The 14178-nt window shown below is 38.3% G+C and carries 12 protein-coding genes; 7 read left to right on the forward strand and 5 right to left on the reverse strand.

The window, feature by feature from the left end:
* Positions 1-151 precede the first annotated feature (151 nt).
* Positions 152-1366: an MFS transporter gene (locus tag HX004_RS17450; protein ID WP_286444108.1), complete on the reverse strand. Its 1215-nt coding sequence runs from the start codon at positions 1364-1366 to the stop codon at positions 152-154.
* Between the two features lie 70 nt (positions 1367-1436).
* Complete coding sequence (locus HX004_RS17455; protein ID WP_286444109.1) at positions 1437-1988, reverse strand: Crp/Fnr family transcriptional regulator; 552 nt, start codon at positions 1986-1988, stop codon at positions 1437-1439.
* 187 nt (positions 1989-2175) lie between these two features.
* Between HX004_RS17455 and HX004_RS17460 the strand changes: the two genes are divergently transcribed.
* The 5 genes from HX004_RS17460 to HX004_RS17480 all read left to right on the forward strand — a co-directional run bounded on the left by HX004_RS17460 (position 2176) and on the right by HX004_RS17480 (position 9232).
* On the forward strand, positions 2176-2577 hold the full coding sequence (locus HX004_RS17460) for a hypothetical protein (RefSeq protein WP_286444110.1): 402 nt from the start codon (positions 2176-2178) through the stop codon (positions 2575-2577).
* 192 nt (positions 2578-2769) lie between these two features.
* Positions 2770-3666, forward strand: a complete 897-nt coding sequence (locus tag HX004_RS17465) for an AraC family transcriptional regulator (protein WP_286444111.1) — start codon at positions 2770-2772, stop codon at positions 3664-3666.
* A gap of 121 nt (positions 3667-3787) precedes the next feature.
* Positions 3788-4822, forward strand: coding sequence for an efflux RND transporter periplasmic adaptor subunit (locus HX004_RS17470; RefSeq protein WP_286444113.1), 1035 nt, complete (start codon positions 3788-3790; stop codon positions 4820-4822).
* A 12-nt stretch (positions 4823-4834) separates the two neighbouring features.
* On the forward strand, positions 4835-7921 hold the full coding sequence (locus HX004_RS17475) for an efflux RND transporter permease subunit (RefSeq protein WP_286444115.1): 3087 nt from the start codon (positions 4835-4837) through the stop codon (positions 7919-7921).
* A 24-nt stretch (positions 7922-7945) separates the two neighbouring features.
* The gene (locus HX004_RS17480) at positions 7946-9232 is read left to right on the forward strand and encodes a TolC family protein (RefSeq protein WP_286444117.1); all 1287 of its coding nucleotides are present in this window, start codon (positions 7946-7948) and stop codon (positions 9230-9232) included.
* Positions 9233-9358: 126 nt separating this feature from the next.
* Here HX004_RS17480 and HX004_RS17485 read toward each other — a convergent pair whose 3' ends face one another.
* Positions 9359-9829, reverse strand: a complete 471-nt coding sequence (locus tag HX004_RS17485; RefSeq protein ID WP_286444120.1) for a GNAT family N-acetyltransferase — start codon at positions 9827-9829, stop codon at positions 9359-9361.
* 163 nt (positions 9830-9992) lie between these two features.
* Between HX004_RS17485 and HX004_RS17490 the strand changes: the two genes are divergently transcribed.
* Together HX004_RS17490 and HX004_RS17495 are read left to right on the forward strand one after the other, a co-directional pair.
* Positions 9993-10877 carry a helix-turn-helix transcriptional regulator gene (locus tag HX004_RS17490; protein ID WP_286444122.1) on the forward strand — a complete coding sequence of 295 codons (885 nt, stop codon included), beginning with the start codon at positions 9993-9995 and terminating at the stop codon, positions 10875-10877.
* Between the two features lie 88 nt (positions 10878-10965).
* On the forward strand, positions 10966-12171 hold the full coding sequence (locus HX004_RS17495) for a TCR/Tet family MFS transporter (RefSeq protein ID WP_286444124.1): 1206 nt from the start codon (positions 10966-10968) through the stop codon (positions 12169-12171).
* 577 nt (positions 12172-12748) lie between these two features.
* On the opposite strand, the gene HX004_RS17500 is transcribed toward HX004_RS17495, so the two are convergent.
* Positions 12749-13339, reverse strand: a complete 591-nt coding sequence (locus tag HX004_RS17500) for a Crp/Fnr family transcriptional regulator (RefSeq protein WP_286444127.1) — start codon at positions 13337-13339, stop codon at positions 12749-12751.
* Positions 13340-13442: 103 nt separating this feature from the next.
* Positions 13443-13982 (reverse strand): GNAT family N-acetyltransferase, encoded by a 540-nt coding sequence (locus HX004_RS17505; RefSeq protein WP_286444126.1) that lies wholly within the window; start codon positions 13980-13982, stop codon positions 13443-13445.
* Positions 13983-14178: the final 196 nt, after the last annotated feature.

The following is a 14178-nucleotide window of genomic DNA, read 5'->3' on the forward strand; positions in this document are numbered from 1 at the left end:
AGTGAAAATCGTAACGCAGTGGAGATTCATCGAACTCCAAAACAAAATATAAAATAGGTGAGATATATTCATCGAACACCAAAACCAATATAAGCTCTGTGAGATATATTCATCGAATACCAATATAAAACATTAACCAATGAGATAAACCTCACAACTCACGTACGCGTCTGATGCTTAAAACCAGTATAGCACAAAAGCACAGTGCAATTCCGCCAGCTACATATACATTTTGAACTCCGAATCGATCGGCGAGTTCGGCTGTAAACATTAATCCAATAATGGCGGGTATCTGACAAATACTGCCAATCAATCCGAAGATTCTACCGAGGTATTTGGATTCAAATTGCGTTTGAATCAACGCCGTAATCGAACCTTCATAAAGGGGTACGGCAATACCCTGAACGACCGTTAGTATGGCATAGATGACAAATAGGTGGGGAGATAGTGAACCACAAATTAACAAGGCCAATCCTAGTACAATATACCCAATCACGGCTAAGGATATTTTTCGGAAGCGTTGATTGAGTAAGGCGAGTAATCCACCACCTACTAAAAGTCCAACACCAAAGAGCATTTCAACCAAACTAACTTGATAGGGTGTACCCTTATAATAGTTTAAAGTCACTAAAGGGGTAACGGCTACCACAGGAAAGATAAAGAATCGCGCAATGATCTCTGAAAATAACAACCACGACATGGGTTTGTTTTTCAGTATTATACGGCCACCTTCCATCATATCTTTGTAGACCGAAGTGGAGGTAGTGGTTGCTTTTTTAGTTTTAGGAAAAGAGACAAACAGCAGCATTATACAGGCAATACCAGCACCTACAACATCTAGTAGCATGACGATACTCATGTTGTAATGCAACAATAAAAACGCACCTAATGCTGGTCCGCTAATCAGAGAAACGGATTGAATAACTTCATTGATTCCCGCAATGCGCACCAATTGATCTTTTGGAGCCAATGTAGGCACAGTTGATTTCATGGCAGGGGAGTGAAAAGCCCCACCTATAGAACGCAGAGCTAAGAGCAAGTAGATGGACCAAAGCTCTAGTAAATTAAAATAAAACAACAAGGCAATGACAGCCGAACAAATAGCCACAAAACTATCCGAGGCAATCATCGTCCACTTTTTGTTCCAACGATCGACAAATACACCTGCAAAAGGACCTATGAGAATTTGAGGCAATAAACCAGCAATGGTAGCATAAGCTAAGATTTTAGCCGATCCTGTTTCCATACCGATCCAAAGCACTAAAGCAAATTGCGCAATAGAACTCGTTAAAATAGAAAAGGTTTGCCCTGTCCAAATGAGTGTAAATTTTTTCTTCCAATCTTGTAAATCATAAACCTGAGTCATGTGAAAAATCTTTTTTGCAAGATTACAGGTTTATAAAGACCTAGACGTTACCTTAGGGTAATTTCGTCTATTACTCGATTAATTTTCTTCTAAGGCGACTTAGCGATTGGGGAGTTAACCCCAAAAAAGAAGCAATGTATTTTTGAGGAACCAATTGAAAGAGTTCAGGATCTTTTTCTAAGATAGATAAATAGCGTTCTTTGGCTAATTGATGGGACAATTCAACGGAAATATGAGTGACGTCAAAATAGAATTGTTCAATGAGTAATCGAATTAGATTGGAAATCGCGTGAGAACTTAAACAAAGGGCATCTAGTTCCTTTTTACTAATGCAATACGCTTCGCTTTCACCCAGAGATTCAATGGTGTAGTTGGGTTTAATTTCACTGTACATAATATCGCCATAGCGCTCAAACCACAAGGTATTCTCATCGCCATCTGCTAATGTATAAGCCCTCCAAATTCCCTTGGAAATGAGGTAAAAGGTAGAGGTTGAGTTGGTTTCCTCTAAAACAGCAGCGCGGTTTTCAAAAGAAACAATCTCCATATGTGATAGTAATAGCCTTAAGGCTGATGGGTCAATGGGATATTTTTGACAAAGTAAATCGATTAATGCTTGCATAAAAGAAGATAGAAAAAGTAAATATATTAAATTATCAAGAGAGGGAAAGCATCCTTCTTTATAATTTAAGGGAGTAGGGATACATAGCGATGGGTCTGTACTAAATCCTTTGAAATGTCCATTCCTTTCTGATTTACATCCATTGATTGAGTGTGGATAAAGCAAGTCCTTTGTAAAAAAAAATAGTATGAGTACAATTAACGCCCTAGATTTTCCGATTGTTCGTGTATCGATTGCCTCTACACAAAAGGAAAAGAATCAAGATCAATATTTTATAGACTACGAAAATTTGCTTCAACGCGGAGAAAAATTTGTGATGATTAACGAAGTAAGCGCTCCAGATGTGGCGGAGACCAAGAGCGATAAAGCCCATATGAAGATGATGAACCTTTGGATGAAGAAGAACAGAGAAGCTTTGAGCACCCTAGTATTGGCCATGATACAAGTGGAGCCAGATCCGATAAAACGACAAGCAGCTATTGATTTTCAAGTGGTTTTTGAAAAATACTGGGGACACAAACTCGTTGTAGTTGAAACATATGCGGAGGCTGTATTCCTTGCACAGCAGGAAATAGAACAAATAAACTAACAACATAATAAAGCACGATTAAAACAAACTGAACCTTGTTATTTTCATTTTTTTATGTTGCATAAGGGCGAATCACAATTCGCCCTTATTTTATTTAGGTCGTTTAAGTTGTTGTTGGTTTATAACTAAATCCTTCTACTTATATTTGCTTTAGAGGAAGGCGACTACTTCGAAATAAAGTGTTTTTTGATTATGAGTAAAATCTTGGATACCCATTTGCGAACGATTGGAATTAGCGTTTTACACGCCAATCAGGAGAATACAGAAGAAATCAATGATATTCTTAACTATGTAGATTCCCGCATTGATACCTATTCGATTTGTATCTTACAAAAGGGAAGTATTTCGATTCACTATGACCAAGAAACCCATTATTTTGAAGAGAATTCAGTCTTTATTGTCAGCTCATTTATCCCTTTTAATTCCTCTCCTGTCTATTCCGAGACCTTTGATTTAGTGATGCTTACCTTTGCATCTAATATGCCGATTCCCTTGGAGTTTAGCAATGAATTTACCCAATTGATTACATATTATTTCGGAAGAAAATTCTATCCAATTAAGAATTTACCGCCAGAAGAATTGGTGCGCATGAAAGCAGTGATTCACTTAGTGCACACCTATTTGGATTTGGACGATCAATATGCCTATCGCCTGGATAGTATTCAGGCCTTGTTCAAAGTTTTTTTCTACGAATTAGTGCGTATTGTTTCGCGTTATGCTCAACTTATTGATGAAAAACCAACAGTGAAGAAGAAGTTGTTTATGGATTTTTTTCTATTGGTCAAACAAGAGTTTAAAGTACATCGAGATTTACCTTTTTATAGCGATCAGCTTTTTGTTACGGCAAAATACCTATCTGAGGTGGTTAAGGTTTATTATGGGGCATCTGCAAAAAAATTAATTGAAGATATTGTGATTCACGAATCCAAGTATTTATTAGCCGATCAGACCATTCCTATTTTTGAGATTGCAAGCACCTTACATTTTAATGATCAATCCATGTTTGGAAAATACTTTAAAAATGCGACAGGATTATCTCCAAAAGCCTATCGAGAAAATCTAGAAAAAAGGATAATTAAACCAATATAGTGTTTTTTTATTTCGAATAAATAGTATAAAACAGAAATTTATACCAAATTAGGAGCATTTTTCCCCTTCTCCATACTTTGCTTTTGCTTGACCTTTGTCCAAGAATAAATAATCAAGTACTATGCAAAGGAATTTAATCAGAGGCAGTGTTTTATTTGCCTTATTCATTACAACACTTAGTTGTTCTAAAAAAGAATCCAATTTTAGTATCGCACCAACTGCTATTCAGGTGAAGAGTCAAGTAGTAAAAAAGGTGATGATAGAAAATGCCAAATCCCATGCGGCAACGATTGAACCCGAACAAGTGGCAACGGTTGGTTTTGCAGTGCCTGGTACAGTAACTGGAGTGTATGTCAAAGAAGGACAGCAGGTTATTGCAGGACAGCAATTGGCAAAATTAGATAATCAAGCTTATTTAAATGCTTATCAAATTGCGGCTGCCAGTTATGATCAAGTGATGGATTTATATCAGCGTCTTCATAAACTGTATGAGAAGGGAAGTTTACCAGAACGCGATTACTTGGATATCAAAACCAAATTAGCGCAAGCGCAAGCCAATAAAAATATCAATGCCAAGCAATTACAAGATGCAAGTTTAAAAGCTTCTTTTCAAGGGATTATCACGATGAAAAACGCAGAAAAGGGAATGGTAATTGCCCCAGGACAACCGTTATTTACACTCGTGAATATGGATGAGGTATTGGCTAAAATTAATGTTCCTGAAAGTGAAATTAACCAATTTAAAAAAGGACAACGAGCACGTTTGTATATCCCTTCTTTACAACAAGAATATCAAGGAACAATTGATTTGGTAAATCCACAAGCAGATCCTGTTACCCGATCGTATATGGTAAAAATACGCATCAAAAATACAAATAACGAAATTTTTGGAGGCATGTTAGGAGATGTTTGGCTGAATGAGGAGCAACAAGAAGAACTTGTTATTCCTGCTAGTGCTATTCACAAAGGAGAAAATGGGATCACCTATGTTTATGTATTAGACGGTAGTTCGTCAGGTGTGGTCAAGAAGAGAGTCAAGATTGCTCAGGTTCGCGGTGCAAATGAATTAATCATTCAAAGCGGATTAGAAATCGGAGAACGTTTAGTTATTAGTGCGAGTGCCAAACTACATGAAGGTGCTGTAGTGACGCAATAAAAGGAGAGAACTATGTCAAAAAAAATCAAAATAAATTTAATAGAAGCTGCGATGAAATACCGTCAAGTGACGTTAGCTCTTGCAGTAATACTCTTAGGATTGGGGATTTACGCTATTCAGAATATGTCTAGAGCAGAAAACCCCAATATTGAGATGCCCATTGCTATGGTGGTCTCTTTTTATCCTGGAGCAGATGTATATCAAACAGAACAACAAATAACCAAAAAAATAGAACAGTATCTCTTTACATTTGAGGAGATTGACAAAAAGAAAACGACTTCTGAAACCAAAGCCGGACAGACCTTTATTACCGTTCGTTTACGCACAGAGGTAAAAGATAGAAAACGTTTTTGGGCCACATTACAACATGGCATGAATACAGAGGTTATGCCCAATTTACCCAAAGGAAGTATTGGACCTATTGTCAACAGTAGTTTTGGAGATGTAACTGCGCTTATTTTGTCTTTATCCTCTCCAACCAAAGATTACAGTGAGTTGGAAATGTATTTAGATCAAGTGGAAGATGAGTTAAAGACGATTCCAACAGTAGCGAAAATCAATCGCTCTGGGTTGCAACAACCGCAAATTAGTGTTGAAATTAACAATCAAAAGTTAATTGATTACGGTATTACCCCAACTCAAATTGTATCAGTCTTACAAGCTCAAAACCTCACCATGTATTCAGGAGAGGTTAAAATGCCCAATAATACAATTCCCATTTTTACCAATAGTGAGATTAGCAGTCAACGCGATATTGAGCAGCTGATTGTTTATACCAGTCCCATGGGAGAAGTGGTTCGCTTACAAGATCTTGCAAAGATAAAACGAACATATGCCGATCGCACTTCCTTTATTCGAATGGGTGAAGAAAAGGTGTTGATGTTAGTCATTGAAATGCAAAGTGGTAATAATATTGTACAGTTTGGAGCATTAATTGATGCGAAATTAGCTGAAATAGGGAAGCAACTACCGGAGGATATTAAGATTAATACGATTGTCAGTCAACCAGAAGCAGTAGATTTAAGTGTTTCTCACTTTATGACTGAGTTTGTTATGGCAATTGCCGCATGTGTATTGGTCGTTGTTTTACTATTGCCGTTCCGCGTAGCTGCAGTAGCTTCTGTGGCAGCTCCGATTTCCTTTATCATTACGTTTGGTATTATGGATTTAATGGGAATTGAATTGCATCAAGTATCCTTAGCCGCTTTGGTGATTGTTTTGGGAATGGTGATTGACAATGCCATTGTGATTGTAGACAATTACGTGGAAAAATTGGATGAGGGTATTGATCCATGGACGGCGGCCTGGCAAGCAGCAAGACAATTGACTATTCCTGTATTATCTGCTACCACGGCAATTATCTGTGCCTTTGCTCCAATTCCATTTTTTATGGATGGTATTGCTAGAGATTTTCTAATGGCTTTGCCTATTACCATTGCAATTGCGTTGATTTCTTCCTTATTTGTGTCGTTTTTTGTTACACCATTGACGTGTTACATCTTTATTAAGAAAGGATTACATAACCATGAGGAGGAAGGAAAGAGAAAGAAAAGAAGAAATCTTTTAGATTACCTACAGCATTATTTTAACAAGGGAATTGCTTTAGCCTTTAGATATCCAAAATACACTTATGCCTTGGCTATTGGTTCTGTGGTGTTAGCGTTGGGGATTGCTTCCCAAGTAGAGCAGGAGTTTTATCCGTTAAGTGAAACGAAACAATTTAATGTAGAGTTGTGGTTGCCAACCGGAACCTCCTTAGAAGAAACAGATAAAGTTGCTAAAGAAGTAGAGGCTATTTTTAACAAGGATGAACGCGTTGTGAGTATTGCCAGTTTTATCGGGATGAGTTCTCCGCGTTTTAATGTGACCTATTCCCCTGAGATTCCCCGTGAGAATTATGCTCAGATTTTTATTACAACGCATAATGCGAAAGAAGCCAACCAAGTGGTACAAGATTACCTTCCTCAGTTTGACAACTATTTAGATGAGGGATACGTACGATTAAGACAACTTAGTTTACAAGAGGGTGCGCCTATTTCAATTCGCATTATAGGAGACAATATAGAAGATCAGAAGGCAGTAGCGGATCAAATAGAACAAATATTAAAACGTCATAAAGGGACGAATTGGGTACGCAATAGTTACCAAGAGGATTTGTTTTCACTTGCCATTACTCCATTAGAAGATAAGGCAGAGCGTTATGGGGTATTAAATTCGTCTATCGTTCAAACGGTAGGTACAGGAACAAAAGGAGCTCCTATTACGCGTTTTTATGAGGGAGATAAGGCTGTAGATATTCAGTTGCGTTTTGTTCACGAGAATAGAAAAGATTTAGGGGATATTGCTCAAATCTATGTGCCTTCTATTTTCGGGCATGCAGTTCCGCTAAGTGAGGTGGCAGAAGTAGAGCCAACTTGGGCACCAGGTGTGATTACCCACAGAAATGGATTGCGCACTTTAGAAGTGAATAGTGAAACGCAAAAGGGAATTAAAGCAGCGTCTATTATAGCGGATGTCAAAGGAGAAATAGATCAATTGAATTTGCCACATGGAATTCAGATTCAGTATGGAGGAGATATGGAAACCTCAGCAGAAAACGGACCAGCGATGATGAAGGCGTTAGGAGTGAGTTTGGTTTTGATCTTTTTAATCTTGATGGCAGAATTTAAAACGATTGGGAAATCTCTATTTGTCTTAGCTACTTTTCCGTTGAGCCTATTAGGAGCATTCTTAGGGTTATGGGTGACGGGAAATCCAATGAGCATGACCGCCTTTATGGGAATCATAAGCTTGATAGGTATTGTAGTGCGTAATGGAATTATCATTGTGGATTATGCCGATGAATTAGTACGCGATCACGGTTATAGTCGTAGGGGAGCGGCTATGGCAGCAGCTAAGCGACGAATGAGACCCATTTTCTTAACATCCGCTGCGGCAGCAGTAGCAGTATTGCCGATGATTCTAGGAAAATCACCCATGTGGGCTCCTCTGGGAAGTGTACTTGCTTTTGGACTAATTGTGTCTATGGTACTTACCTTATTCGTTGTACCTGTGTTGTACTACAGATTTACGAAGTATGTTCCTCAACATGAATTGTAAGTATATCAAATAAAAAAGAAAATCATGAAAGTAAAATATATCTATATAATATTTCTAGGCTTTCTGTTTACATTAACTTCTTTTGCTCAACATTCTAAAGTACTTGAATTAGCAATGTGTAAGCAGTTAGCCCTAGATAATAACAGAAGAATATCCAAAGTCAAACGACAAGTAGAGGCTGCGAATCAAGGCGTTCGAGCAGCTAAGTTGAATGCCTATCCGATGTTGGATGCTTCTATTTCAGGAGCTTATCTAGGTGAGCCCTTAGGAGGAGCCATGAACGGTATGGTTCCAGAAAAAATGGCGAATGCTATGGTTACGGCTAGTGTACCCTTATATGCAGGAGGAAAGGTGAAAGATGAGGTAAAGGCCAGTAAAGCTCAACATCATATTGCACAACAAACCGTAGTAATGACTGAACGAGAGGTGCTGTTCGAAACGGAAAAAGCCTATTATCAAGTAATTCAATTACAAGAGAAAGAAAAGTTAGCCCAAGACTATATTCAGTTGTTAGAAACGCTAGAACAAGATGTCCGAAATAGTTATGAGGTTGGTTTGACCTATAAAAATGATCTACTTAAAGTACAAGTCGCTCTGACCAATGCAAAACTGGGATTAGTTCAAGCAAAGGATGGAAAGTATATGGCGCTTCTTGCATTGAAACAGTTAACAGGGATTGCCGTAGAAGAAGAAGTGGAGGTGAGTCAACAACTAACAATACAAGATACTGCGCTATTTATCTCAAGTGAGCAAAGAGAAAACTCAATTTTAGAACGTCCTGAAATACAAATATTAGAAGAGGTTCGACAACTAGAAAATCTACAAGCTAAAATGTTGCAATCGGAATATTATCCAACAGTAGCCCTTAGTATGATTGGTATTTCAGGGTTTGGAGAGGGAGTTAACTTTACGAATGGCAAAGATAATTTAACTTCTTATGTAGGCTTAATTAGTATTGAAATACCAGTATTTGATTGGGGTAAGAGGGGAGCGAAGGCTAAAGAACAACGGCTAAAAACACAAGCTGCTGAAGAGGAATTAGCTCATACCAAAGAGCTGTTGTACTTGGAAATAAGAAACGCAGAAATCAATGTAAACCAAGCGGTAGAACAGTTGCAATCTTCAGAATTAGCTTTGCGTCAAAGTACTGAGAATAGACGTATTGTACAGGATCGATTTGAGGCGGGAACCATTGTGAGTAAAGATGTATTAGAAGCTAATGCACTATGGCAAGAGGCGTTTAGTCAAGTCATTGATGCTAAGGTTGGTTATTTGATACAGCTTGCTAATTTAGAGCGTATTTTGTTGTAATGGAGGAGTGAAATCTTTCATAGTTAAAGAGAAAAATTATCTTTTTTCATGGATATTTTTGTTTGAGAAAAGGCATGGTGCGGTATCACCATGCCTTTTTGTATAAATAAAGGATTGAAATCAATTTTATTCCCGATCCAAACGCATGCGCATGGATTGATTAAAAGGACGTAAACCTTCTCTTTCATATAAGGCGATTGCCTGTGTATTGCGCGTTAAAACGCTAAGTTCAAAATAAGCAGCTTGTTTTTCGATGCCCCATTCTTTTACGCGTTGAATTAAAGCTTTTCCGTATCCTTTTCCTCTGGTTTCAGGGTTAACCACTAAATCCAAGAGGTAGACGCAGTGCTGTTGTACAAAGGAATTGTAGGGTGGACTGTGTTGCAGCTGAACAATAGCAAATCCTTGGATACCCGCCTCTTCCTCCACAACAAATACGGTAAAATCATTTTCCTCTCGAATCACACTTTGTATAAAAGCTTCGTCTTGTTTCGCTTCTTGCATATAATCTGGCTCTAACTCAGCCATGCCTTGAAACAAAATCGAGTAGAGGTTCTGAATAGCAGGTAAATCATTTTGCGTTGCTTTTCTAATCATGTTTAAAGTAAATAGGTTTAACTTCAAAGGTATTGATTTGCAACTACAAAAAAGGAGATTTATTTGCCTATATGACCAACGAACTTTGTCCGTTGTAAAAAATAAGGAGTTGAATATTCTTTTAAATTTGTCGGATTTCGTTTTTTTTTTGAGAACTTTGAGTATGGCTTTATTCCTTACCCTAGATAATATTCATGCGTTATATTCCCTAGATGCTTCTCCAAAAATGGAGGGGATGGTTATCCATCACCAAACCTATAAGGCTAATCAATCCTATACCAAACACAATCGATTGTTTGATGGTTTACTCTTGGGATTTTTACTCAAAGGCTCTATGAAGCTCAATATTCACTTTTTAACCTATGAAATTACAGCTGGTGATATTGCCGTAATTCCTCCTCAAATTATGTTGGAGACGTTGGAATTAAGTGAAGAGGCAGAACTAATCACTATCGGTTTATCCTTGGATTTTATCACGGAGTTTCCCCTTTTACGCGAATGGATTATGAATGACCAAATTCGATGGCAACCGATCGTTCAATTAGAAGCAGAAGAACAAGAGTTACAGCGAAATTTAATCGAACTTCTTCAACGCTTTTATCACAAAAAGGAGAGTGTAAATAAAACGGATATGCTCCGACATTTGGTGTTGGTTTTTATTTATATGCTTGTTGAGGTCTATTCAACTAAACCCGCAGCGAAGAGTGCAGTCAAAAATAGAACACATGCGATCATTGATGCTTTTTATGAATTGTTAAGGGAACACGCTATAGCACAACGTCAGGTTGGGTTTTATGCAGAACAGTTGCATTTAACACCACAGTATCTTTCTACTTTCTTAAAACAACACACCGGAAAATCGGTTTCTCAATGGGTAGACCATCAGTTGATACTTCAGGCAAAAACGCTCTTGTCTACTTCAGATTTGTCTATCAAAGAAATTAGCCATCAATTGCACTTTGCTGAAACCAGTGTATTTAGTCGTTTTTTTAAAAGAATGACAGGTACAACGCCAAAAGTCTATCGAGAAAGAGGGGTACTTCTTTAAGTAAAAAACACTATTTAGCTTACAATGGGTATCAAAAAACAAGGATTGAGTCAAGGACTCTTTTTTCTACCTCGTTTACTTTTACACCATGAGAAAAATAGAGAAAAAAGGAGCAATTGGTTTTATTTTTATTACGCTGTTGCTCGATATTATTGGGTGGGGAATTATCTTGCCTGTCATTCCTAAATTAATTGTAGAATTGACAGATGGAACGATTAATGAAGCGGCCCAATACGGTGGTTGGCTTGGCTTTGCTTACGCCATTACCCAATTTATATTTGCCCCTTTGGTGGGGAATCTTAGCGATCAATATGGGAGGCGTCCGATTCTTTTAGCTTCCCTTTTTGGATTTGCCTTAGATTATGTACTCTTGGCTTTTGCGCCTTCGATAAGCTGGCTGTTTATAGGAAGAATCTTAGCTGGAGTAACAGGTGCAAGTATTTCAACTGCAACCGCCTATATTGCTGATATTTCAACAGATGAAAATAGAACTAAGAATTTTGGTATCATAGGTGCTGCCTTTGGTTTGGGGTTTGTGATTGGTCCAGTTTTAGGAGGAGTACTTGGACATTATGGTACTCGTATTCCCTTTTATGTAGCGGCTGTTTTGTGTTTGATCAATTGGCTGTATGGCTATTTCATTCTTCCAGAAAGTTTAGATCAAGAGAAACGAAGACCGTTTCATTGGAAAAGGGCAAATCCCATTGCCTCTTTGCGTTTCTTAGCACAACAACCCAAGATAGCCAAGTTGGTCGTAGCCCTGGTTTTAGTTTATCTCGGATTGCATGCAGTACAAAGTAATTGGCACTTCTTCGCCTTCTATCAGTTCAATTGGAGTGAGCGTATGGTGGGAATTTCACTCGGGGTATTAGGCTTGTTGCTTGGCTTGGTCCAAGGAGTATTGATACGCTGGACAGCTCCTAAATTAGGGGAACAAAAGAGTATTTATATCGGTTTGTTCTTTTATGCAATTGGCTTATTGCTCTTTGCTTTTGCCAATCAAGGATGGATGATGTTTGTTTTCCTTGTTCCTTATGCATTAGGTGGTATTTGCGGTCCTTCTTTGCAAGGGGTGATAAGTAAAAGTGTAGCTCCCAATCAACAAGGACAACTACAAGGTGCATTGACGAGTTTGGTTAGCGTCACGGCAATTGTCGGGCCACCTGTAATGAACAATCTTTTTTATTATGCAACCCAAGAAGACGCTTTCATCCAATTTCCAGGCGCTCCCTTTTTGTTGGGATCTATTCTGATGTTTGTGAGCGTAGGGATTATTTATCGTGTGTTTAGGTGAGGGGGGGATTGTTGTTGGTTGATTGTTGATTGTTGTTGGGTGTGATGGTGAGGTGGTGAGTTGGTGAGGTGGTGAGTTGGTGAGGTGGTGAGTTGGTGAGGTGGTGAGTTGGTGAGGTGGTGAGGTGGTGTGGTGGTGTGGTGATGAGGTGATGAGTGACGAACGGTGAGTAACAAGTATTGAATACACACAGCATCCACCCCCAGTATGTCACCCTGAGGCAACGAAGGGTCGCATCCCGCGCTCACATCATACTACGGAGTAACAGACGTGAGTGATAGACGCTGAGTGATAGACGCTGAGTGACGGATGCGACCTCTCCTGCGTCGAGGTGACATGACGAGCGTTGAGTGACGAACGCTGATTAACAAGTGTTGAATATACACAGTACCCACACAGTAATCACCCTGAGGGAACGAAGTGTCGCATCCCGCGCTCACATCATACTACGGAGTAACAGACGTGAGCAGCAAGCGTTGAATAACTTGGTTAGAAGGATTAGAGTGGTTAGAATGATTAACCCTCCTAAGTTGTACGTTAACCGTCAACAATCAACAATCAACCGCCAACTGTCAACCTAAAAAAACAACTTCCCTTTTTTGATTCGAATTTGTTGTTTAGCTTCAAGCTCTTTGATCGTTCGAATTACCGTTTCCACTCGCAGTCCAGTCATATCTGCAATTTGCTGTCTAGTTAAATCAACTTGATATTCCTTTTGATTGGCGTTGTTTTGGTCTTTTATGTAGTTGAGTAGGGTTAGTATTCGCTTTTGAGAATCATTTGAAGAAATATCTGGTGCCATAATCGACTTATAGTACAAACGAGAAGAAAGTGCCTGAAGAATGTCAAAACAGCTCGTCTTTTCATTCTCTAGCAACTGATAGAAGTCATGTTTACTAATCAAGAGAATACGCGTGGGTTGAAGTGTAACCGCATTTGCAGGATAATTCACCGAGCAAAATAAAGGAGGCTCTCCAAAACTTTCACCATCGGCAAACAAGCCTTGAATGAACTCTTTTCCGTCTTCATTATAATTGTTCATTTTGACTTTCCCCTCCACAATTTGATAGTAATACCGCGGTTCATCGCCCTGAGTAAAAACCGTTTCATTCTTATCAAATTCCTTGATGAAGCCCTGATAACGCAATAAAATAGTTGGATTAATCATAGTAAAGTGATCTTGCATTTATGCTTTCTAAATTTACAACTAATTTAAAGGATAAGTACAAAAAAAGAGAGAGAACCTTTTGATGATTCTCTCTCTTTTATATTTATTCTTTATTTTGAAATTCACTTTTATCCAAGTGATACCAATGATGAGGTTCACCATCCAAATCAAAGGTTTCTATACGTGAAAATCCCAATTTAGCTAGAATCTTATTTGAGCCATCGTTCTCACAATCTGCCATGGCAAATACCTCTTGAAAACCCAATTGATTAAACCCATACTCCAAGCAAGCAATTGCTGCTTCTGTAGCAATTCCCTTTCCCCAGTATTTCTGGCGTAATCGATAGCCTAAATCATAATAATTGATGTGGTTATTTGTTAAATCTGTTACGTATTTGAACCCTGTCCAACCAATAAAATCATTCGTTTCTTTATCTATCATGACCCAACGTCCAATGCCATTATCTATGTATTGCTGGCGAATAAAATCAATAACGCCAAGCGTTTCTTCTCTGCTTTGCACTGGGTGTTTTCCCAAATATTGATGTACCTCTGGATTGGAGTCTAAATCAAACATTCCCTCTACATCCGTAGGTCGTAATTCTCGAATAAGCAACCGCGCTGTTTCTATTGCAATCTCCATGATTTTTGATTTTTAAAATTATTCTCGTTCATTCCTACCCTCACAAGGGATAATATGGAGAGAACTAGAACAAAAATACAAATAAAAAGTTAACAGTTAACGGTTAACGGTTAACGGAATGTACGTCCCTGATATAGGTTGACCATAAAAAGTCAATTTTTATATGAAAGCTAATGTCAAAACTATCCAAAAAAGT

The organism is Myroides sp. 1354 (assembly GCF_030324495.1).
Classification (GTDB): domain Bacteria; phylum Bacteroidota; class Bacteroidia; order Flavobacteriales; family Flavobacteriaceae; genus Flavobacterium.

Bases quoted from the DNA above. Each gene is read 5' to 3' on its own strand.
- HX004_RS17450 (WP_286444108.1), bottom strand. From the start codon at position 1,366: ATGACTCAGGTTTATGATTTACAAGATTGGAAGAAAAAATTTACACTC.
- HX004_RS17455 (WP_286444109.1), bottom strand. From the start codon at position 1,988: ATGCAAGCATTAATCGATTTACTTTGTCAAAAATATCCCATTGACCCA.
- HX004_RS17460 (WP_286444110.1), top strand. From the start codon at position 2,176: ATGAGTACAATTAACGCCCTAGATTTTCCGATTGTTCGTGTATCGATT.
- HX004_RS17465 (WP_286444111.1), top strand. From the start codon at position 2,770: ATGAGTAAAATCTTGGATACCCATTTGCGAACGATTGGAATTAGCGTT.
- HX004_RS17470 (WP_286444113.1), top strand. From the start codon at position 3,788: ATGCAAAGGAATTTAATCAGAGGCAGTGTTTTATTTGCCTTATTCATT.
- HX004_RS17475 (WP_286444115.1), top strand. From the start codon at position 4,835: ATGTCAAAAAAAATCAAAATAAATTTAATAGAAGCTGCGATGAAATAC.
- HX004_RS17480 (WP_286444117.1), top strand. From the start codon at position 7,946: ATGAAAGTAAAATATATCTATATAATATTTCTAGGCTTTCTGTTTACA.
- HX004_RS17485 (WP_286444120.1), bottom strand. From the start codon at position 9,829: ATGATTAGAAAAGCAACGCAAAATGATTTACCTGCTATTCAGAACCTC.
- HX004_RS17490 (WP_286444122.1), top strand. From the start codon at position 9,993: ATGGCTTTATTCCTTACCCTAGATAATATTCATGCGTTATATTCCCTA.
- HX004_RS17495 (WP_286444124.1), top strand. From the start codon at position 10,966: ATGAGAAAAATAGAGAAAAAAGGAGCAATTGGTTTTATTTTTATTACG.
- HX004_RS17500 (WP_286444127.1), bottom strand. From the start codon at position 13,339: ATGATTAATCCAACTATTTTATTGCGTTATCAGGGCTTCATCAAGGAA.
- HX004_RS17505 (WP_286444126.1), bottom strand. From the start codon at position 13,982: ATGGAGATTGCAATAGAAACAGCGCGGTTGCTTATTCGAGAATTACGA.